The following is a 19,645-nucleotide window of genomic DNA, read 5'->3' as shown; positions in this document are numbered from 1 at the left end:
GTGTGGTCCCCCGAATGCGGGTGGGGTTAAGCCCCGATCGGGGGTGTTGGGGCTGGTGGGGCCGTTAAGCTCCGGCCGTGGACGTGTTGGACGGGGCGTTGCCGGTCGAGTTGCTGGTGCTGGCGTGTGCGGCGGTGGCGGCGCCGCTGCTGGTGGACCGGTTGGAGCGGTGGGTGCGGCTGCCGAGTGTGGTGGTGGAGATCGTGCTGGGGATCCTCATCGGGCCGCAGTTGCTGGGTCTGGTGCAGGTGCACGTCCTGTTCGAGGTGGTGTCGCAGCTGGGGTTGGCGATGCTGTTCTTCCTGGCGGGGTATGAGATCGATTTCCGGGCGGTGCGGGGGCGGCCGATCACGTTGGCGTCGGTCGGGTGGGTGGTGTCGTTCGTGCTGGCGGCGGGCGGGTTGGCGCTGCTGGGTGTGGATGCGGTGCTGATTCTGGCGATCGGGTTGTGTTCGACGGCGTTGGGGACGATTCTGCCGATCGCGCGGGATTCGGGTCTGCTGGCGGGGCCGGTGGGGCCGTATCTGATGGCGGTGGGTGCGGTGGGTGAGTTCGCGCCGATCGCGTTGCTGGCGTTGCTGTTCTCGGAGGGTCATCATTCGGGGCGGACGACGCTGGTGATTCTCCTGGTGGGGTTGGCGGTGGCGGCGGCGGCGTTCGGGTCGCTGCGGCGTTCGGCGCGGGTGTCGCGGTTGCTGTCGGCGACGTTGGGGACGAGTGCGCAGTTGGCGGTGCGGTTGTCGGTGCTGGTGCTGCTGGGTTCGGTGCTGCTGGCGGCGGAGGTCGGGGTGGACATCGCGTTGGGGGCGTTCGCGGCGGGGGTGTGCATGCATGTGCTGCTGTCGGCGCTGGACGAGCGGGAGGAGGCGCTGGTGCAGTCGAAGCTCGACGGGATCGGGTTCGGTGCGGTGGTGCCGGTGTTCTTCGTCTACACGGGGGTGACGTTCGATCTGGATCAGCTGCTGGGTTCGGTGACGGCGCTGGCGTTGATCCCGGTGTTCCTGGTGGCGTTCGCGCTGGTGCGGGGGGTGACGACGTTCGTGTTGTTCGCGCGGGTGCTGGAGCGGCCGCAGCGGGGGGTGCTGGCGGCGTTCGCGGCGACGGAGTTGCCGATCGTGGTGGTGGCGGCGTCGACGGCGGCGGAGCGGGGCCTGGTGGAGGAGTCGATCGCGGCGGCGATGATCGGGGCGGCGATGCTGTCGGTGCTGCTGTTCCCGTTGCTCGGGTTGCGGTGGGCGCGGATGGACACGAGGTCGGTGACGGCCGAGGCGATCTAGCGGGGGTCAGCGCTGGGGCGTAGGCGCGGATACGTTCGTGCGAGGAGGCGCGGTCGCGGTGCGGGCGGCGATGGTGGGGTCATGTTCAAACTTCGCCGCCCTGCGTACCGGGCTTTCGTCATCGTCCATGTGGTCGCGTCCGTCGCCTGGCTCGGGTTGAGCTTGTGCCTGCTGGTCCTGGGGGTGTGGGCCACGGGCACGGGTGCGGCGGCCGAGCAGTACGCCGCGGGCACGGCGATGTCGGTGCTGGCGGGGGCGCTGGCGCTCCCGCTGGGGGCGACGGCGCTGGTGTCGGGGGTGGTGCTGATGCTGGGCACGAAGTGGACGGTCGCGTACACGTGGGTGCTGGTGAAGCTGGTGGCGACGGCGGTGACGTTCGCGTTGACGGTGTTCTCGCTGCGGCCGGGGCTGGCGGCGACGGCCGCGACGCTGGATCCTGAGCGGCTGCAGGTGCTGGACAGTCAGCTGCTGGCCGCGCCGATCGTGTCGTCGTCGGTGTATCTGGGTGCGGTGGTCCTGTCGTATGTCAAGCCGTGGGGACGGCGAGGCGCGCGCGTGCAGGCCCCAGTGCGAGTGCCCGCTCGTAGTGGCCGATGAGGGCGTCGCCTTCGGCTTCCCAGGTGCGGTTCTGGACTTTGAGGCGGCCGCGTTCGCCCCATTGGCGCAGGAGGTCGCGGCGGCCGGCGAGGGCGTGGGCGGTGGCGGCCAGCGCGGGGGCGTCGCCGGGCGGGAAGTGGGTGCCGTCGACGCCGGGGTCGACGAGTTCGGCGGCGCCGCCGGCGTCGACGGCGATGACGGGTACGGCGGAGGCGTGGGCTTCCTGGATGGTCTGGCCGAACGTCTCGAATGGTCCGGTGTGGACGAAGAGGTCGAGGGAGGCGTAGAGGCGGGAGAGGTCGGTGCCGTGGAGGGCGCCGAGGAACGTCGCCTGCGGGAGGAGGCGTTCGAGGGGGCGGCGGCGGGGGCCGTCGCCGGCGATGGCGAGGCGGATGCCGGGGGTGGCGGCGAGGTCGGTGAGCCAGTGGAGCTGTTTTTCGCGGGCGAGGCGGCCGACGTAGCCGACGAGGAGTTCTCCGTCGGGGGTGAGGGCGTCGTGGAGGGTCTGGTCGCGGTAGCGGGGGTGGAAGCGGTCGGTGTCGACGCCGTGCGGGAGGACGGCGAGGCCGTTGATGCCTTGGGCGGCGAGGGCTTTGGCGGTGCACTCGGAGAGGGCGAGGTTGACGCGGGCGCGGGAGTGGATGGAGCGCAGGCGGTGCCAGACGAGTTGTTCGAAGGCGGTGAGGTGGTAGGCGCGGGTGTAGGCGGGCAGGTCGGTCTGCCAGACGGCGACGGTGGGGATGCCGCGGCGTTCGGCCCAGGCGGCGGCGCGGGCGGTGTAGCCGAAGGGGCTGGCGAGGTGGACGACGTCGGGGCGGTGGGCGTCGAGTGCGTCGTCGAGGGCGCGGGTGGCGAGTCCGGCGCGGAAGTGCTTGTAGGCGGGGATCTGGATGGAGGGGACGTGGACGACGGGCCAGTCGAAGACGGGGCGGGGTCCGGGTCCGGGGGCGGGGGCGATGACGACCGGCTCGATCCCGCGGGCGGCCAGGTGGGCCGCGGCCCGGGCCACGGAGCGGGCGACGCCGTTGACCTGGGGCGGGAATGACTCGGTGACCAGTGCGACTCTCATGGTGAGAGCGTAAATGGGCTGGTGGGCGGGTGGGGGAACCCGACATGGCCCGGGACTGAACCGCAGCCGATATTCCGGGCCGGGCGGGCGTGGCGGTGGCGTTCGGGGTGCGGCGCTGGTGGCGGTGCGGCGGTGGAGGTGTGGTGGTGCGGGGCGGGCGTGGGCGACTTCGCTGCGGGGTGGTGTCGTACCCGCGGGGTACGTATTGGAGGATGCAGCAACCGGCCGGCCCAGGGGCCGGCCCGCGGGAGCCGTTCGACAGGACGGTGTCCGCCGCAACCTTGTGAAGGAGCCCCCGATGTCACTGTCGAGTGCCGACATCGCTCATCTCGAAGCGGTGCTGGCGCAAGGAAAGAAGCCGAAGGTGGTGTTCACCGACGCCGCCGGGCAGGTCGCCGGGCGCACCGGGAAGGTCGTCGCCCTCGACCCGGCCGGGGTGGACGACTTCGTCCACGTCGCGTTCGGGTCCGACGAGCTGTCGTTCTCCGCCACCGAACTGCGCCTGCCCGCGCCCGGCGAGGGCGCGCGGCGCGCGCCGCGCCAGCGGTCGAGTGCGCCGGCCGCGCCTTCGGGTCCGGGCCTGCTCCCGGACGAGCCCGAGCCGAAACCCAAACCAGCTGTGAGTGAGAGGAAACCCGTGACCACACCCGAGGCGTCCCAGCCCGCCGTCACCGCCGATCCTGCGGCGGCCCCGAAGAAGAAGGTCGCCCGGCCCCGCGCAGCGGCCGCGAAGCACCCGGAGCTGTCGATCACGTTGACCTATGAGGACGGCGAGTGGTCGGTCGCGGCCACCCGCGGCGCCCGCACGGTCGTCAAGGGCGCCAAGGTCGCCCACTCGAACGCGCTGGCGATGTGCCAGGCGGCGGGGTCGGACGAGGTCGCCGAGGTCGTGGACGAGGTGGTCGAGAAGATCCGGTCCGAGGCCGCCGAGGAGGCGTCGCGGCTGCGCCGCCAACTGGAGGAGGCCGAAGCGCGCCTCGCCGAGTTGAAGTAGCGCAAGAGGAGTGAGCCGACGGGCCCGGTGCGCCATCGCACCGGGCCCGGCTGTGTGCGTGGGGCGGGTCCTTCGCAGACCGTTGCTCGGCGGACGCGGCGAGGAGCGCCGGGGTGCGGGCGTTCGGTGCGGTGGTCCGGGGCCGGTGCCGGCGAACGGCGGTTCGCCGTATAGGGCATGCCCCTTCCCACCCGCATCCGCCTCCGACCAACCGAAAAGGACCACCCTCCCACATGGGTCCGACACTCGATCGTTCGTGCAGGTCAGAGCCTCATATCCGGGTGGTTCGATCGCGGGCGCCGAAGGGCCGCCGTTGCGTCCGATGCGGGGCGCCCTGGAACTGCCCGAGGCTGGTGTGGACGCCTTCGATCCTGGTCTTCCCCAGGGCGCCGGCGAGTGCGGTCCAGGCTTCGGCGCCCCCGGGTGGTTCAGTCCCGGGCGTGCTTGATGTAGATCATGACCGCTTCGCGGGTGGTCTTGACGCCCAGGGACTGCCGGGCGGCGGCGATGCGGCGGTTGGCGGTGCGCAGGGACACGAACTCGGCTTCGGCGGCGGCGGCGATCGTCGATCCGGCCGCGAGGCGGCCCAGCAGGGCCCGCTGCTCGGCGTCGAGGTCGAGCCCGTCGGCCGCTTCGGCCTTGCCCGGGGTCAGGCCCAGGGGCCCGATGCGGCGCAGGTCCGCCGCGAGGCTGAGGGCGAGGGCGCCGGTCGCCACGGCGACGATCCCGGCCCCGCGGGCGGCCGCCAGCACCGCCTGCGAGGCCGTGTGGTCGTCGCCGACCTGCCCGTGGCACACCAGGTGCCGTTCGGCCAGGTCCCAGGCCGGCTCGAGGAGCGCGAACCCGCGGTGCGCCGCCCAGCCGGCGGCCGCGCAGCGGCGCACGATCGCGTCCGCGTCGCCGGACGCGCCGACCACGTGCAGCGGCACCTGCTCGCCCATCACGCCGCACCGCCGTCGGCGGCGGTGAGGATCACGGCCGCTTCGGTGCGGGTCTTCGCGCCCAGTTTGCGCATGCCCGAACGGATGTGGGTCTCCACGGTCTCGGCGGTGATGCCGAGGATCTCGGCGATCCGCCGCGACGGGTGCCCGGAGGCGACGTGGCGCAGCACTTCGCTCTCGCGGTCGGTCAGTCCCCCGCCGCCGCGCGCCGACCGGCGGTCGCGGCGCACGTCGTGCTTGCGCAGGCCCCGGCGGGCGCGGCCGGCCAGGACGATCAGGCCGTGCTCGTCGGCGATCCGCTCGGCCGCTTCCAACGCGGCCACGGCGGCTTTCGCGTCACCGGCGTGGGCGGCCAGCGCGAGGAGGCAGCGGACCTGCTCGCGGGCGGCCAGGCCGTCCCAGGCGGTCGCGGCCTGCGCGAACGGGCCGGGTGCGGCCTTGTCCCAGGCGGCGAGCGTGGAGGCGACGGGTACGGGCCAGGGCGCGAGGTCGGCGGCGACCGGTTCGGTGCCGGTGTCGTAGGCGATCCAGCGGCCGGTGATGTGCGCGAGTCCGCCGACCAGGCCCGGTTTCGCTTCGGGCGCTTCGGGTCCGGGCTGGCCGTCGAGCCACGCGGTCTCGTGTTCGAGCCAGGCGACGAGGCCTTCGAGGGCGGCCGGGGCGTCTTTGAGGCGCGCGAGGCGGGTGCGGGCGGCGCCGAGGGCGCCGGTGTCGGCTTCGGCGAGGGCGATCGCGGCGTCGATGAGCGTGTCGGCGACGGCCGGGAGGGCGTGGTCGGCGAGGGACTGGGCGGCGGCGATGACGTTGTCCAGGCCCGTGCCGGACAGGACCAGGCACCAGGCGGCGGCGGCGAGGAACCGGGTCTGCCAGGAGTAGGCGCCTGCGGCCCCGGCGCGGTCGGCCGCTTCGTGGGCGACCGCTTCGGCTTCGACCAGGCGTGCGGCGTCGGCGAGGGCGATCACGCGCGACCAGGCGCACCAGAACGCGGTGGTCGCGTCGCCGGCGTCGCGCGCGAGCGCTTCGGCGAACGCGAGCGCGTCCGGGTCGTCCCCGGCGAGCGCGGCGGCCAGGCCCGGGTGGGCCAGGTCGGGGTGGGCCGCGCGCAGTGCCTCGGCGAGGGCGGCCTTCTCGGAGGGCGGGGCGGACAGGAGCCGCAACTGGTCGGTCTCGGGCCCGGCGGGGGCGTGTTCGAGGGCGGCGCGGGCCTGCGCGGGCTCGCCGAGGGCCAGGAGCGCCCAGGCGCGGGCCAGGGCGGTCTCGCCGTCGTCGGGGCCGGCGGCACTGTCGTTGGAGGCGCTGTAGTTCGAGGCACTGTCGAGGACGGCCAGGGCCGCGCGGGTGCGGCCGGCCGCCAGCGCGGCGCGGGCGGCGGCGACGGCATGGGCCGGGTCCAGGTCGGCGGCCAGCAGGAGCGCTTCGGCGCGGGCCTGGGGGCCGGCGGACTCGGCCGCTTCCAGGGCGGTGGCGAGGGCGCGGTCGGCGAGGCCGGCGGCGTGGGCGTGCCGGGCGGATTCCACGCCGATCGTGGCGTCGGCGAGGCGCTCGTGCATGTGCAGGCGCGCCTCGTGGTCGAGGATGCCCGCGGCGACTTCGGCCATCCACGGGCTGGCCGCGCGCAGGTGCGCGCCGTCGGGGACGGCCAGGCCGGCCTCTTGGAGGACGGCGGCGCCGTCGCCGAGGAGGCTGGGGTGGGCCGGGCGGCCCAGCAGGCCCAGTGCGGCCAGTGCGGTGCGGCCCGCGCGGGGCAGGTCGGCGATCGCGGCGGCGGCTGCTGCGGCGGGGTCGCCGGGGTTCTCCAGGTCCAGGTCCTCGCCGGCGTCGAGGTGCGCGGCGCGTTTGGCGAGCGCGGTCAGGGCCAGGGGGTTGCCGCCGGCGCGGACGGTGAGGGCCGCGGCGCGCGCGGGCGGCAGTGCGGGTGCGGCTTCGGCGACCAGGCGGGCGGCTTCGGCGTCGGTGAGGTCGGGGACGGGAATGACGTGGGCGCCGGCGAGCAGGCGCGCGAGCGCGGGCTCGGTGAGGCGGTTGGGGGTGCGCAGGGCGGCGGCGACCGGGAGGCGTTCGGCCAGGAGCGGGAGGACGGCGAGGGTCGCGGCGTCGCACCATTGGAGGTCGTCGATGACGAGGAGGCCGCCGCGGGTGCGGGAGTAGACCGCTTCGGCCAGGAGCGGGAGGTCGTCGGCGGGCATGCGCGCGCGGGTGGCCCGTTCGAGGGCGAGCGCGGGGGCGCCCGAGAGCATGGCGAGGCCGCCGCCGGCGTGGACGGGGCGTTTGGAGGCCTGCGCGAGCCGTTCGAGCAGGCGGGTGCGGCCGCACCCGGGCGGGCCGGTGACGACCACCAGGCCCGGGCCGGCCAGTGCCGCGGCCATGGCGTGGAGCGCTTCGTCGCGGTCGCCGCGGCCGGGGTCGGCGGGCACGGTGTCGACGCGTGGTCGGGCCAGACCGGGGGTGGGCGGCGGGGCGGCCAAAAGGGGGCTCCTTACGCTGTGGCACGAATGGGGGAGGCGGCCGGGCGGCTGCGGTTTGTATCGTCGTCTTGTCGACGGAGCGCCGACGCCTCTCATGATATTGCGGAACCTTCGATGCCGCAGACCGGCGTCGGTGGCGAGGTGCCGGGGAACGATGAGAGGGCGGACGCGGGAGCATGGTGGCAGGGCAACTCACCACGAGTGTGGCGGGCATGTGCGAAGAGCTGGCCGGCAAGGTCAGCAGCGCGTCTCGTCCTGTGGTCGAGGAGGTGGCCTCCAGGCTCGGTCAGCCGTTGCGCGTCGCGGTCGCCGGGCGGTTGAAGGCCGGGAAGTCGACGCTGGTCAACGCGTTGATCGGGCGTCGGGTGGCGCCGACGGCGGCCGGTGAGTGCACGCGGGTGGTGACCCAGTTCCGGTACGGCCCGGCCGACCGCGTCGACGTGGTCGCCCGCAACGGCACGAAGCACGCGGTGCCCTTGGACGCCAACGGGATGATCCCGACGACCCTGCCGATCCCGGCCGACGAGGCCGCGATGATCGACGTGCAGCTGTCCTCGGACCGGTTGCGGGACTTGACGGTGGTGGACACGCCGGGCCTCCAGTCGGTCAATACTGATATTTCCGATGCGGCGCGCGAGATGCTGTTCGCCGCGCCGATCGCCGACGACGTCGACGACGACTCCCGCGCCGCGGTCGAGTCCGCCGAGGCGATCATCTACGTGTTCACGCAGCAGGTCCGCGCCGACGACGTCGAAGCGCTGCAGGCGTTCGCGAAGGCCTCGCAGCAGCTGTCGTCCTCCCCCATGAACGCGCTGGGCCTGTACAACAAGGCGGACAAGCTCGCGCCGGGCCCGGGCCAGGACCCGTGGCCGGTCGCCGGTCCGATCGCCGGGGACCAGGCCGCGGTGCTGCGCCGGTCCGTGTGCGACGTGGTGCCCGTGGTGGGGCTGCTGGCCGAGACGGCCGAGGCGGGCCTCTTGACCGCCGCCGACTGCGAGGCGCTGCGGACCCTCGCCGGGCTCGATGAGGACAAGCGGGCGCTGATGCTCGCCTCGGCGGGTCTGTTCCTCTCGACCGAGGGCCCGGTCGACAAGCACCAGCGCCAGCGCCTGCTCGAGCGCCTCGACCTGTACGGCATCCACTTCGCGATCGCGCACCTGGGCGCGAACCCGCACCTGGCGACCGGTGAGCTCGTGCGGCTGCTGTTCGCCGCCTCGGGGTTCCCGCGGCTGCGCACGACGCTGCACCAGATCTTCGGGGTCCGCGCGGACGTGATCAAGGCCGGGTGGGCGCTCGGTCGCCTCGACGCCGCTGCGGCGTCCGGGCCGGCCGCCGACCGCGACCTCCTGCGGGGCGCGGTCGAGTCGATCGTCGCCCGCCCCGAATACCACCGCCTGCCGCTGCTGGAGGCGGCCGCTCAGGTCACCACCGGGCAGGTCGCCCTGCCCGAGGCCATGGAGGCCGAGGTCGCGCGCCTGGCGTTGACCGACGACGCGAGCGTCGTCCTCGGCCTGCCCGGTGAGGCGCGCCCGCAGCTGCGCCGCGCCGCCATCGAGGCCGCCGCGCGCTGGAGGGCGTTCGCCAACGGCGGTGCGACGCCGGCCCAGGCGCGGGTGGCGAACGTGGTGCATCGTGGTTTCCATCTACTCGCCCAGCGGCTCGGATGAGCCCCCGAACTCGGCCCCCGCGCGGGACGCCTGCACGACCTAAGGAGAGCATTGTGACGAATCGACTCGGCGGACCGCTGGTGGGAGCCCTCGTGGGCTTCGCCGCCGCCGCCCTTGGCGCGGTGTTCCTCACCGGCGGGTTCGATCCGGTGACCTTGGCCGTAGGGGCCGGGTCGGTCCTCGTCGCCGCGATCGTGGCCGTCCTCACCGGACGGTCGATCGCCCCCGCCCCGGCCTCCTCGCCGGCTCCGGCCTCCCCGCCGGTCTCCGGTGTGCCGTTCACGCCCGCGCCTTCGGGCCCGATCCCGGTGCAGCAGCTGCAGGGGCCGGCCCAGGCCGCCCAGGCGATGTCGGACCGCAACGCGCTGGTCGAGGCGTGCATCTGGATGCGCGACCGGGCCACCTCCCCCGCGCTCGCCCAGCACCTGGACGGCGCGTTCGCGAAGGTCGGCGTGGCCCAGGTCGACGCGACCGGGCAGCGGTTCGACCCCTCGGTGCACGAGGCCGGCGGCGTGGTCGCGGCCGGGTCCCCCGCCGAGGACGGCATCATCGCGCGCACCGAGCAGATCGGGTACACCGACCGCGGCCGCCTCCTGCGCCACCCCATCGTCACCGTCTACCGCGGCCAGGTGCGGGCATGACCGACACCGCCACCCCGCCGCCGGCCGCGAAGCCGGCCCCGGCGAAGAAGGCCGCCGCCCCCGCCAAGCCGAACCCGGCCCAGCAGATTCACAAGCTGTGCGTGCGCGCTGCCAAGGCCGGCAACGCGAGCTTGCGGACCGTGGACGCCAAGGCCGCGGCCGAAGTGGACGAGGTGTCGCGCTGGCAGCCCGACAAGCCGGTCGCCGTCGTCGTCGGTGAGACCAAGCGCGGCAAGTCGTCGCTGGTGAACGCCCTGCTCGGCATGCCCGGCCTGTCCCCTGTGGACGCCCAGGTGGCGACCACGGCGTACCTGGAGTTCGCGTGGGCCGAGCAGGCGTCGGTGCGCGCCTGGCAGCCGGGCGCGGCCGACCCGATGCTCCTGGGCGTGGGCGACCTGCGCAACTGGGCCACCCGGCTCGGCACGATGCCCCCGGGCATGGTGCCGCCGCGGCGCATGCTCGTGGGCCACCCGTCGGCGCTGCTCAAGCACATGTCCGTGGTGGACACGCCCGGCACGGGCGGGCTCGACCCCGACCACGCGCAGATCGCGCTCGAAGCGGTCGGCCGGGCCACGTGCCTGATCATGGTCACCGACGCGTCCTCGCCGATGGCCAAGACCGAACTGGACTTCCTCACCGAGGCCTCCAAGCGCGTCAACTTCGTGGTGTTCGCGCTGACCAAGACCGACACCTACCCCGGGTGGCGCACGGTCATGGAGGAGAACCGGTCGCTCATCGAGGCGCACGCGCCGCGCTTCCGCAACGCCCCGCACTACCCGGTGTCGGCGATGCTCGCCGAGCACGCCCTCAACTCGCAGGGCCCGACCCGCCAGGCCCTGGCCAAGGAGTCGGGGATCGGGAAGATGCAGCGGGCGCTGGTCAAGGTCGCCACCGCCGGCAAGGCGCTCGTGGCGGCGAACGTGGTCCGCGCGGTGCGCACCGAGTTCCAGCGGCTGGCCGTCTCGGCCGCCGCCGACATGAAGGCCTACGACCCCGACCCTGAGGCGGCCAACCGGCTCAAGGAGGAGAAGAAGCAGGCCCTGGCGCTGCGGCGCACCGAGACGAAGAAGGCGAACCTCGCGCTCCGGGTGGAGACGCAGCGCGCCAAGATCGAGGTCCAGGGCCGCCTGCGCACCCACCTGCAGGAGCTGGAGGAGGCGCTGCTCGACGAGGTCGAGAAGGCCAACAAGGCCACGCTCGAATCCCTGCCCGAGCGGGTCGACATCGCCTTGCAGGGCATCGCCGCGCGGCTCTCGGGCGAACTGCACCAGCGGTTCGTGCTCCTGGCCGAACGCGTCCTGCGGCAGGTGTTCAACGACGACGAGCTGCGCCAGGCCACCAACTCGATCTCCGCCGGCCTGCGCACGGCCGCCTCCGGGCGGGCCCGGCGCGGCGACAACTCCGACGGCGCGCTCCTCGTGGCGTCCTCCGCCGGTGTGGCCATGATGGCCGGACGCGCGGTCACCATGGGCGCCGGCGCGATCGGCCTCGGTGCCGTCGCCGGGATCGGGGCCATCGCCCTGACCGCCTCCGGTGTCGGCATCGGCATCGCCGCCGCCGGGTACCTGCTGTACCGGCGCAAGATCCAGGGCAACCGCCAGGCCGCGAAGCAGTGGATCCAGCGGGTCATCGCCGAGGCGCGGGCCAATCTCAACGAGGAGATCAGCTTCCGGTTCACCGAGGTCGAGTTCGTGTTCAACTCCACGCTGGACGACGCCCTCGAACGCCGCGCCGCCGAGTTCGACGCGCGGATCTCGGCCGCCGAGAACGCCCAGAAGGCCGACCAGGCCGCCCGGGCGAAGAAGCAGGCGGCGCTCAAGCAGCGCCGCGACTCCATGGCCGCCAAGGTCAAACAGCTCGACGAGGTGCTGGCCAAGGCCCGCACCCTCGTCCCAGGCGAGGAGGATGCGTGATGGATGAGTTCGACGCCTTCGAGCCCGAAGGCAGCGCGGACTTCGACGCCGACGGCCTCGACGACGACGCGGAAGCCCCCGCATTGGACGAGTTCGACGACGGGGAGGATCCCGGCGACGAGGACCTCGACGCGTTCGCGTTCGACGGGGCCGACTTCGAGGGCGACGAAACGCTCGAAGAGGACTTCGCCGTCGACGCCGCATACGACGAGCCCGACGACGCCGCGGACGAACCCGCCGGCGACGAGACGGCGTACGCCGCGACGTACGAGGACATGCTCGTCGACGAGGCCGACAACCCGCCGAGCTTCCCGCCCGAGCTGGACCTGGACGTCCCCGAGCCGGTCGACGGCTACCCGTGGGTCGACCTGGACGTGCTCGGCTCGGCCGAGGCCGAGCCGTGGGTGAACTCCGGCAGCCTGGTCGAGACCTCCGAGTTCGCGATCGCCGACGTCGACGACCCCGCCGCGTCCGCCCTCGCCCGGTTCTGGCAGGGCTGACCGGCCGCACGCGCGGGCAGGCCCCCGGCACGCCGCCCGCCGCAGCGAACGGCACCCACGCACACGACCGCGGCACCGAGCCCACGGCGCAGGGACCGTCGCCGTGCCCTGGAACGGCGCGCCGGCAATAACGGCGGCGCCAGTGCGCACTGTCCGATGTCGCCACCGCCGAACCCGGCCGCAATGGGTTGTCGAATGGGACGCCGACCCCGGCGAGCGCAAGCGCACCGTCAAAGACATTGACGCGTAAGCGATGTGGCGTGCCGACAAGGTGCGGCGAATCGCACCCGGCGCCACAACGGGACTCCACTGTGTCACCACTGCGGTCGCGCGCGGCACCGAATGAGACGCATCCGTATGAAAATGTCGGACCTGGCGACACCCGAAGCGGCAATACGGCGGTAGATTGACTCCATTACCGTCGAGACCGACGCCCGCAACCCCTCTCGGGCACCGGCCCGTCCCCGCACGAACGACCGGGAGCCGCGTGGTGAACGAACCAGACCACTACCGCGTCCTCGGGGTGAGCCCGCAGGCCCCGAAGGCCGACATCCAAGCCGCCTACCGCCGCCGCCTGCGCGAGACCCACCCCGACCGCGGCGGCGACGAAGACGAGTTCCACCTCGTCCAAGGCGCCTGGGAGACCCTCTCCCACCCAGGGCTGCGCCGCGAATACGACCTGCTGCGCTTCGGCCGCCGCGCCGCCCGCCGCTACGGCAAGGCCGCCGCCAAGCCCGCCCACCGCAAAGTCCGCGGCTGGAACGTCGCCCCCGCACCGCAGCCGGCCGCGCGGGGCTTCCCCACCGAAGGCGCCCTCGTCGCCGTCCCCTGGCACGCCCGCCTGCGCCTCACCAGGCCCGTGCACCGGCCCTCCAGCTGGGCCGCGGCCGCTTTCACGGCGGCCGTCGCCGCCGTCTGGGCGTTCTGCGGCCTCGGCTACCTCGGGCAGGCGTTCGCCGCCGACGGCTGGCTGTTCATCGCCCTCGCCATCCCCGTCACGATCGCCATCGCCATCATCGTGCTCGTCCAGACCAGCCGGGCCCTCAGGCGCCGCCCCGACACCGCGCCGAACCCGCCCACCGGGCGGCTCGTCATCGCGTTCCTGTTCGCCGTCGCCGTCATCTGGCTCGCCGGGCTCGCCACGCCGTGGGGCTGGGCCCTGGGCCTGTACGTGCTCACCGGCGCGGCCCTGGCCTGGACCGTGAAGCGCCTGCGGTACACGCTCGCGCTGCGCCGCTCGGTCGGCGGAGCCCTGCGCCAGTTCAACGCGTTCGGACCCGTCGGCACCCGCCCGAAAGCCGACCGGTCCACCGGGAAGCTCCTGCGGGAAGTGCTCACCAACCTGCCCGCGGCCAGGCTGTTCGTCGCACTGCCGGTGGACATGGAGACGCGCGTGCCGCACGCGATCGTCTGCGGCGACCGGATCGCCCTGCTGTGCGCGCCGGTCGGGCGCGACGGCGCCGATGTGGACTCCGTGAACCTCGCCGAAGCCGTCAAGGCCCTCGACGCGGCGCTGCCGGACGCGAACGTGCAGGGCTGGGTGCTGTGGCCGACCCTCCCCGAGACCGCCCGCGCGGGCGAGACCGCCGCCGTCCACGACGTCGCCGTCGGCCAGGCCGCCACTGACATCGGCCTGTGGCTCGCCGCCGCCGGCATGGTCTACGACCTGCCGGTGCTCCAGTCGCTGCGGATGCGCCTCGCTGCGGTTCCGGCCCCCCGCACCGGCGACCGGACCCCGGCCGTGCGCACCTGAGACCGCCTCGGCCCGGGCCGCTGCGGTTCGGCAGGTGCGAACCGCAGGAGCCATTCGCAGGCCGGTGTCGCGAAGTGCGCGCCGAGGATCTGCGAGGTGAAGACCGGCGGAGGCCTCCCGGACGGCCTGGGCCGCGCCGAGTTCGATCGGGCCGGTGGGGCGGCGGTGATGAGCCGATCGACGGCTCCCCGCCGACACACCGATAGCCGTAGGCCGTAGGCCGTGGCCACCGGCCCCGCCCCCGGAGACTTGCCGACTCGCATTCCACCGCAGGGTAACCGCACGCTCCGTGAGCAATCGCACCCTCCACACCGGCGGGTTCCGCCAGTACAGTGCAGCTGTGAACGCCACCGACCGATCCGCCAGCGCCAGCGGGCGAGTCGCGCGAAGCGCTGAGGATCCCGCCCCGAGCAGCGCTATCGGGCCCGCCGCAGGGGGCACCGTCGACGCCGCCGCAGGTATCGCTCGCGGCTCCGCGAGCAGCACTGCCGGGACCCTCGCCGCGCGCGCGGACGCGATCGTCGCCGAACGGCTGCGGGCCGCCACCGCGATCGAGCCGCTGCCGGGCCAGGCGACCGGGACCAGCGCCGCCGCACTCGCCGCATCGCTCAGCGCCGGCTCACCGCACGCCGCACGATTCACCGCCGAGATCGACGCCGCCGTGCGCGGCACCGCACTCGCGCTGGCGGCCGCACGGCCGCACCCGGCTGACCTCTGGGCGGCCGCCGCCGCGTTCCACCCCGATCCGAGCGTGTGGTTCGAACAGGCCGTCCTGCTAGGGCATCCGACGCATCCGCTGGCGCGCTCCAGGGGCGAGCTGACCGACGACGAGATCCGCGCCTACGCGCCCGAGCACGGAGCCCGGTTCGACCTGGGGCTCTACTGGGTCGAAGGCCTGGACGAGCCGCCGGTGTGGCTGAGCATGTGCGGTCGGTTGGAGCAGTTGCCGGTCCATCCTTGGCAGGCCGCGCGCCACGGGCTGACGACACCGGTGCGGACCTTCCGCGATGCGGCGCCGCTGATGAGCCTGCGCACGGTCTCGGCCGGGGACCTGCACATCAAGACCGCTGTGGATCTGCAGTTGACCTCGGCGGTCCGGCACGTCTCCCCCGCGTCGGTGCACAACGGGCCGTTCCTTTCCAAGTACCTGTCCGTACCGGCCGCCGGGCAGGACATCACGCTCGTGACCGAACGCGCGGCCATCGCCCGCGGCCCTGACGGCGAACCGCTGTCGCATCTGGCCGCCGTCATCCGGCTCGCTCCGCACTGTGTCGGGCATCCGCGGGCGGTGCCGCTTGCGTCACTTGCCGAACCGGACCCGGCCACTGGGCGGCCGATCGCGGCCGCGCTCGCCGGGGACGACCTCGACGCCTGGTGGGAGGCTCTGGTCGGGGTCGCGTTGGCGCCGGTGCGGCTGTTCGAGGCGACCGGGGTCGCGCTCGAAGCGCACGGGCAGAACGCCCTCGCGTCGTTCACCGGCGACCGGCCCACGAGCCTCGTGTACCGCGACTTCGGCGGCGTCCGCGTCCCCAGGACCGGCTGGCCCGCGCTTGAAGGCGACCTGCAGACCGACGACGCGGACGAGCGGCTGCGCAAGCTCACCGCCGCACTGTTCCCGACGACGCTGACCGCGCTCGTGGATGCGCTCGCCACCTGGACCGATACCGATCCGGGCCGGTGGTGGCGCAGTGTCGACCGCGCGCTGGCCGACATCGGCGGCAGCGCCGCCCAGGCGATGCGGACCGAACCGTGGGCTATGAAGGCCACCACCGCGATGCGTTTGGCCGACCGGCCCACCGAGGACATCTGGGTGCCGATCGAGAATCCGCTGGCGGCGGCGTGAACCTCGCCTCGCAGATCAAAGCCGCCGCGTGGCGCGAGAACCTGGGCGGCTTCCGCGACCGGCCACGGCCCGAAGGCGCCCGTGAGCGTGCCTTCAACCAGCTCGAGGTCGACGGGTCCGATGAGGACCCGGTGAAGACGCTCGAGGCGATCATCGGCGCGCGCGTGCCCGAGCACCTCGCCGCCGAACTCCATTCCGCGCGCGAAGGCCTGGCGCACGCGCAGGTACGGGCCGAGCGGCGCAACAGGCACCTCGCGGCACTGGCGGCGCGGGCCGGGGCCGGGACCCTCGCCGAGCTCGTCGCCGCGTGCGGCAGGGACGTGCACACCACCGCGCGGCTGCTGGAGACCCTCGCGACCGAAGGGCACCAGCTGCATCCGTGCGCGCGCACCCGCCTGGGCTGGGACCGCCGCGACCGCGAGCGGTACGACCTGGAGGCGACCCGCCCGATCCGCATCCGCCTGGTCGCCGACCGGGCCGGGATCCTGGAGCGCTCGGGCGACGACCTCCGCAACCACCCGATGCTGCACGGGCTCATCAGGCAGGGACTCGACCTGCCCGACCCGGTGCTGCCGGTCCATCCGTGGCAGCTGGAGCACCGGGTGCTGCCCGGGTACCGGGACCTGTTCGCCTCAGGGAAGCTGCAGGTCATGGACGTGACCGTCCCGGCCTGGCCGACCGCCGCGATCCGCACCCTCGCCGGACACGACGCGCCCGGGTTCCTGAAGCTGGCGCTGGGCATCCACGTCACCTCCACGCGGCGCGACATCTCCCCCGCGACCGCGCTGCTGGGCCCGCGCCTGTCCGCGCTGCTGCTGGCGATCAACCGCATCAGCCACAACGGCCTCGAATCCGAGCACCGCATCCTCGCCGACACCGCCGGGGCGTGGCTGCCGGGGTCGCGCGAGCTCACCGCGCTCGCCCGGGCCCCGCTCGCCACGATCGAGCCGAGCGACCTCGTGTACGTGCCGGCGACGGCGCTGACGGCGACCTCGCCGGTGACCGGGATGAGCCTCGCGGCCGAGTACGCCCGCTGGTCCGGCAACCCCGACGCGTGGCTCCGCAGGTACACGCGCCTGTTCGCCCACCCGGTGCTCACCAAGGCCGAGGCCGGCATCGGCCTGGAGGCGCACCTGCAGAACAGCATCGTCGCGATGCGCGGTCCCGACCCGGTCTTCCCGGTCTCGCGCGACCTCGGCGGCGCCCGCATCCACCTGCCGACGCTGCCGTGGGACCTGGAGCTGCCGCCGGGCAGCCCGGTGAACGCCGCGAGCATGGACCAGGTCCGGTCCAAAGTGGCGTACACGCTGTTCCAGAACCACTTCGCGGCCCTCGTCGCCGTCCTCGAACGCGACCTCGGCCTCGACGGGGCCGCGTTCTGGGCCGACCTGGCCGACGAGCTCGACGGCCGGCTCTCGGCCGCCGAACGCGCGGCCTACCTGGCGCCGAAGCAGGCCACGAAGGCCCTGCTGACCATGCGCCTGCACCCCGGCGAGGAGATCGAGACCCCAGTGGACAATCCGCTCGCGACCTCGCGCGTCCACGCCCACCCCCAGCTCGATCGGCACGTCAGGGCCCTGCGCTCGCCCGCCAGCGCGTGGATCTACGACCCGGCCGGGGTCACCGCGTTCCTGGACTCGGTGCGCCAGACGCTGGGGCACACGGTGCTGTACGCGATGAAGGCCTGCGCGAACCCGGCGGTGCTGGCGGCCGCTGCGGGCGCGGCGGACGGGGTCGAGTGCGCCTCCGGCGGTGAGCTGGCCGCGGCGCAGGCCGCGGGTGCGCGGCGGCTGGCGTTCTCGGGGCCGGCGAAGACCCCGGATGATCTGGCCGCGGCGGCGGCGTGCGCGGTGCCGTTGTGGATGCACGCCGAGAGCGTGCGCGAGCTCGAGGGCCTGGCCGCGGCCGGGTTCGCCGGGCCGGTCGCGCTGCGGGTGAACCGGGGGCGGGCGCTGCCGGGGACGCATCAGATGACGGGGGTGCCGACGCCGTTCGGGATCGACGAGGCGCAGGTTCCGGCGGCGATCGACCGGGCGCTGGGCCTGGGTCTGGACCTGGTCGGGTTCCATCTGCACGCGGTGTCGAACTGCCTTGAGGCCGAGGCGTACGCGTGGCATGTGCGCGATGCGCTCGCGTGGTCGGCGGCGGCGGCGCGGGGTCGTTTCGCGCTGCGGTATGTGAACGTGGGCGGCGGGCTCGGGGCCGATCCGCGCGGTGCGCGGATCGATCTGGGGGCGCTGGCGCAGGGGCTGCGGGGGCTGGAGACGGGCGGGGCGGAGCTGGTGTTCGAGCCGGGCCGGTACGTGGCGGCGCCGGCGGGCTGGTACGTGGCCGAGGTCGTGGACTTGAAGACGGTGCGGGGGCAGGCGTTCGCGGTGGTGCGGGGCGGGACGCATCATTTCCGGCTGCCGGCGGCGTGGGGGTACTCGCATCCGTTCACGGTGGTGCCGGGTCCGCGCACGGGACCGGTGTGGTCCGATGTGGAGGTGCGGGTGTGCGGTGAGCTGTGCACGCCGCGGGATGTGCTCAACGGCGGCCAGTTCGTGTCGGCGCTGGGGGTCGGGGACCGCCTGGTGTTCGCGAATGCCGGTGCGTACGGGTGGGAGATCTCGCACGACCGGTTCCTGGGGCATCCGGGGCCCGAGCAGGTCGTCATCGGCTGATCGGCGGATCCGCGCGTCGGCGGGGTGCGTCTACGATGAAGGGCCCGAAGCCGACGCGTCGTCCGTCCCGACGGCGCGAGCGACAGCCTCGATCCCTCGCTGAGGAGTCCGAATGCCCAATCGGCGCCATGCCCGGCGGACGCACCGCGATGCCGTGAAGCTCGCGGCTGCGGGGAACCATCAAGGCGCCCTTGCCGTCTACGCCCATGCGGTCGGCGAGTTCCGCGGCTGCCTGGCCGTGCATCCCGAGGACCGGGGCACGCGCAGCGACTTCGCGGAGCTCCTGGCGGACCTGGCGGCGTCGCATGCGGCCGTGGGCGAGGTCGCGCAGGCGTATGCGGCGCAGCGCGAGCGGGTTTCGATCACTGCGGGCCTGGAGGCCGGGCCGGTGGAGCGGGCCGCGGCGCGCCTGGACCTGGCCGAGGCCGCGGTCGGCGCCGGCCGCCTGCTGACGGCGGCGACCGAGGCGGATGCGGCGCTGGGGCTGCTCGACGATGTGGACCCGGCCGCACCGGCGAGCCCGGGGTTCACGATCCTGGCCGATGCGATCGCCAGGGCCGCGCGGGTGTTCGCCCGGGCGGCGGACCCTGATCTGGCCGTGGGGGCCGCCGACCAGGCGGCCCGGATGCTCATCGCGGCCCGGCAGGCGGCCCCTGGCGGGTTCGGCGCCGAGGGCATCGGTCTGGACGGCACGTCGGGGCTGCTGCGCGACAGCCTGCGTCTGGCGGCGGCGCTGCATGCGGCCGCCGGACGCCCGGCGCACGCGAAAGGCGCCGCGGACCTGCTCCAGCGGCATTTCCCGGGGACCGAGCCTCCGGCCGCGCCGATCCCGTTGACGCTGCGCGCGGCCTTGGAGACGGCGATGCGCATGGGGGCGTTCTTCGACCCGCGCCTGATCGACCGGCTGTGCCCCGACCCGGCCGGGCGGGACGCGCCGGCGACGATCAGCGCCCGCTGCGATCCCGGGCTCGCGGCCGTCGCGCTCCACACCGCCGAGCCCGCGGTCGACGTCCTCGCCCCGACGCACCCGAACCTGGCGTGGCGCATCGCCACCGAGGTCCACTACCTGCTCACGGCCGCCGACCGCGTCGGGGAGCGGAACCTGCACCTGAACTTCCGCGACCACGGGCCGGCGTGGCTGGCGATGCTCATGGCGCTCACGGCCACCGGCAAGCAGGGGCCGATCCTCACCGATCTCGCGGCGGCGCTGGCCGAGTTGTGCGACCGGCTGCGCACGCGTCATGCGGCGGCCGAGCACGAGCCCATGGTGCTGGCGGCGAACCGGTTCATCGCCGCGCACGGCGACGGTGCGGGGCGCTGAC

Annotated in this window: 14 protein-coding genes; 11 read left to right on the top strand and 3 right to left on the bottom strand. The window is 74.1% G+C overall.

The window, feature by feature from the left end; all coding sequences use genetic code 11:
• The first annotated feature begins 77 nt into the window (after nt 1-77).
• Together AB0I03_RS04395 and AB0I03_RS04390 are read left to right on the top strand one after the other, a co-directional pair.
• Nucleotides 78-1,277 (top strand): cation:proton antiporter, encoded by a 1,200-nt coding sequence (locus AB0I03_RS04395; protein WP_360406231.1) that lies wholly within the window; start codon nt 78-80, stop codon nt 1,275-1,277.
• 81 nt (nt 1,278-1,358) lie between these two features.
• Nucleotides 1,359-1,874: a DUF2269 domain-containing protein gene (locus AB0I03_RS04390; RefSeq protein WP_360406228.1), complete on the top strand. Its 516-nt coding sequence runs from the start codon at nt 1,359-1,361 to the stop codon at nt 1,872-1,874.
• Here AB0I03_RS04390 and AB0I03_RS04385 read toward each other — a convergent pair.
• Nucleotides 1,804-2,943, bottom strand: a complete 1,140-nt coding sequence (locus AB0I03_RS04385) for a glycosyltransferase (RefSeq protein WP_360406225.1) — start codon at nt 2,941-2,943, stop codon at nt 1,804-1,806. The two genes, AB0I03_RS04390 and AB0I03_RS04385, sit on opposite strands and share 71 nt — an antisense overlap.
• A gap of 298 nt (nt 2,944-3,241) precedes the next feature.
• Here AB0I03_RS04385 and AB0I03_RS04380 point away from each other — a divergent pair, with 298 nt between their 5' ends.
• The gene (locus tag AB0I03_RS04380; RefSeq protein WP_360406222.1) at nt 3,242-3,937 is read left to right on the top strand and encodes a hypothetical protein; all 696 of its coding nucleotides are present in this window, start codon (nt 3,242-3,244) and stop codon (nt 3,935-3,937) included.
• Nucleotides 3,938-4,365: 428 nt separating this feature from the next.
• On the opposite strand, the gene AB0I03_RS04375 is transcribed toward AB0I03_RS04380, so the two are convergent.
• On the bottom strand, nt 4,366-4,878 hold the full coding sequence (locus tag AB0I03_RS04375) for a LuxR family transcriptional regulator (protein ID WP_289959912.1): 513 nt from the start codon (nt 4,876-4,878) through the stop codon (nt 4,366-4,368).
• Nucleotides 4,878-7,343, bottom strand: a complete 2,466-nt coding sequence (locus tag AB0I03_RS04370; protein WP_360406219.1) for a LuxR C-terminal-related transcriptional regulator — start codon at nt 7,341-7,343, stop codon at nt 4,878-4,880. Before AB0I03_RS04370 ends, AB0I03_RS04375 begins: the two co-directional genes overlap by 1 nt.
• 176 nt (nt 7,344-7,519) lie before the next feature.
• Between AB0I03_RS04370 and AB0I03_RS04365 the strand changes: the two genes are divergently transcribed.
• From AB0I03_RS04365 to AB0I03_RS04330, 8 genes are all read left to right on the top strand, one after another.
• Nucleotides 7,520-9,010: a dynamin family protein gene (locus tag AB0I03_RS04365; RefSeq protein ID WP_360406216.1), complete on the top strand. Its 1,491-nt coding sequence runs from the start codon at nt 7,520-7,522 to the stop codon at nt 9,008-9,010.
• A 53-nt stretch (nt 9,011-9,063) separates the two neighbouring features.
• Complete coding sequence (gene grpE / locus AB0I03_RS04360) at nt 9,064-9,651, top strand: nucleotide exchange factor GrpE (protein WP_360406213.1); 588 nt, start codon at nt 9,064-9,066, stop codon at nt 9,649-9,651.
• Nucleotides 9,648-11,564, top strand: a complete 1,917-nt coding sequence (locus tag AB0I03_RS04355; protein ID WP_360406210.1) for a dynamin family protein — start codon at nt 9,648-9,650, stop codon at nt 11,562-11,564. The genes grpE and AB0I03_RS04355 overlap by 4 nt, the downstream gene beginning before the upstream one ends.
• The gene (locus tag AB0I03_RS04350) at nt 11,564-12,064 is read left to right on the top strand and encodes a hypothetical protein (protein ID WP_360406207.1); all 501 of its coding nucleotides are present in this window, start codon (nt 11,564-11,566) and stop codon (nt 12,062-12,064) included. The genes AB0I03_RS04355 and AB0I03_RS04350 overlap by 1 nt, the downstream gene beginning before the upstream one ends.
• A gap of 490 nt (nt 12,065-12,554) precedes the next feature.
• Entirely contained in the window at nt 12,555-13,817 is a 1,263-nt protein-coding gene (locus AB0I03_RS04345; RefSeq protein ID WP_360406204.1) for a J domain-containing protein, read from the top strand.
• A 340-nt stretch (nt 13,818-14,157) separates the two neighbouring features.
• Nucleotides 14,158-15,660, top strand: coding sequence for an IucA/IucC family protein (locus tag AB0I03_RS04340; protein ID WP_360406201.1), 1,503 nt, complete (start codon nt 14,158-14,160; stop codon nt 15,658-15,660).
• Nucleotides 15,657-18,323 (top strand): IucA/IucC family protein, encoded by a 2,667-nt coding sequence (locus tag AB0I03_RS04335; RefSeq protein WP_360406198.1) that lies wholly within the window; start codon nt 15,657-15,659, stop codon nt 18,321-18,323. Before AB0I03_RS04340 ends, AB0I03_RS04335 begins: the two co-directional genes overlap by 4 nt.
• A gap of 112 nt (nt 18,324-18,435) precedes the next feature.
• On the top strand, nt 18,436-19,644 hold the full coding sequence (locus tag AB0I03_RS04330) for a hypothetical protein (RefSeq protein ID WP_360406195.1): 1,209 nt from the start codon (nt 18,436-18,438) through the stop codon (nt 19,642-19,644).
• Nucleotide 19,645 lies beyond the last annotated feature (1 nt).

The sequence above is a fragment of the Glycomyces sp. NPDC021274 genome, from assembly GCF_040641195.1.
GTDB lineage: Bacteria > Actinomycetota > Actinomycetes > Mycobacteriales > Micromonosporaceae > Glycomyces.
Note: the sequence above shows the minus strand (reverse complement) of the source record. Positions and strands in the feature narration are given on the sequence as shown.

Excerpts from the sequence above, each read along its gene's own strand:
- AB0I03_RS04380 (WP_360406222.1), top strand. The coding sequence starts at position 3,242 with ATGTCACTGTCGAGTGCCGACATCGCTCATCTCGAAGCGGTGCTGGCG.
- AB0I03_RS04375 (WP_289959912.1), bottom strand. The coding sequence starts at position 4,878 with ATGGGCGAGCAGGTGCCGCTGCACGTGGTCGGCGCGTCCGGCGACGCG.
- AB0I03_RS04390 (WP_360406228.1), top strand. The coding sequence starts at position 1,359 with ATGTTCAAACTTCGCCGCCCTGCGTACCGGGCTTTCGTCATCGTCCAT.
- AB0I03_RS04355 (WP_360406210.1), top strand. The coding sequence starts at position 9,648 with ATGACCGACACCGCCACCCCGCCGCCGGCCGCGAAGCCGGCCCCGGCG.
- AB0I03_RS04385 (WP_360406225.1), bottom strand. The coding sequence starts at position 2,943 with ATGAGAGTCGCACTGGTCACCGAGTCATTCCCGCCCCAGGTCAACGGC.
- AB0I03_RS04330 (WP_360406195.1), top strand. The coding sequence starts at position 18,436 with ATGCCCAATCGGCGCCATGCCCGGCGGACGCACCGCGATGCCGTGAAG.
- AB0I03_RS04365 (WP_360406216.1), top strand. The coding sequence starts at position 7,520 with ATGGTGGCAGGGCAACTCACCACGAGTGTGGCGGGCATGTGCGAAGAG.
- AB0I03_RS04350 (WP_360406207.1), top strand. The coding sequence starts at position 11,564 with ATGGATGAGTTCGACGCCTTCGAGCCCGAAGGCAGCGCGGACTTCGAC.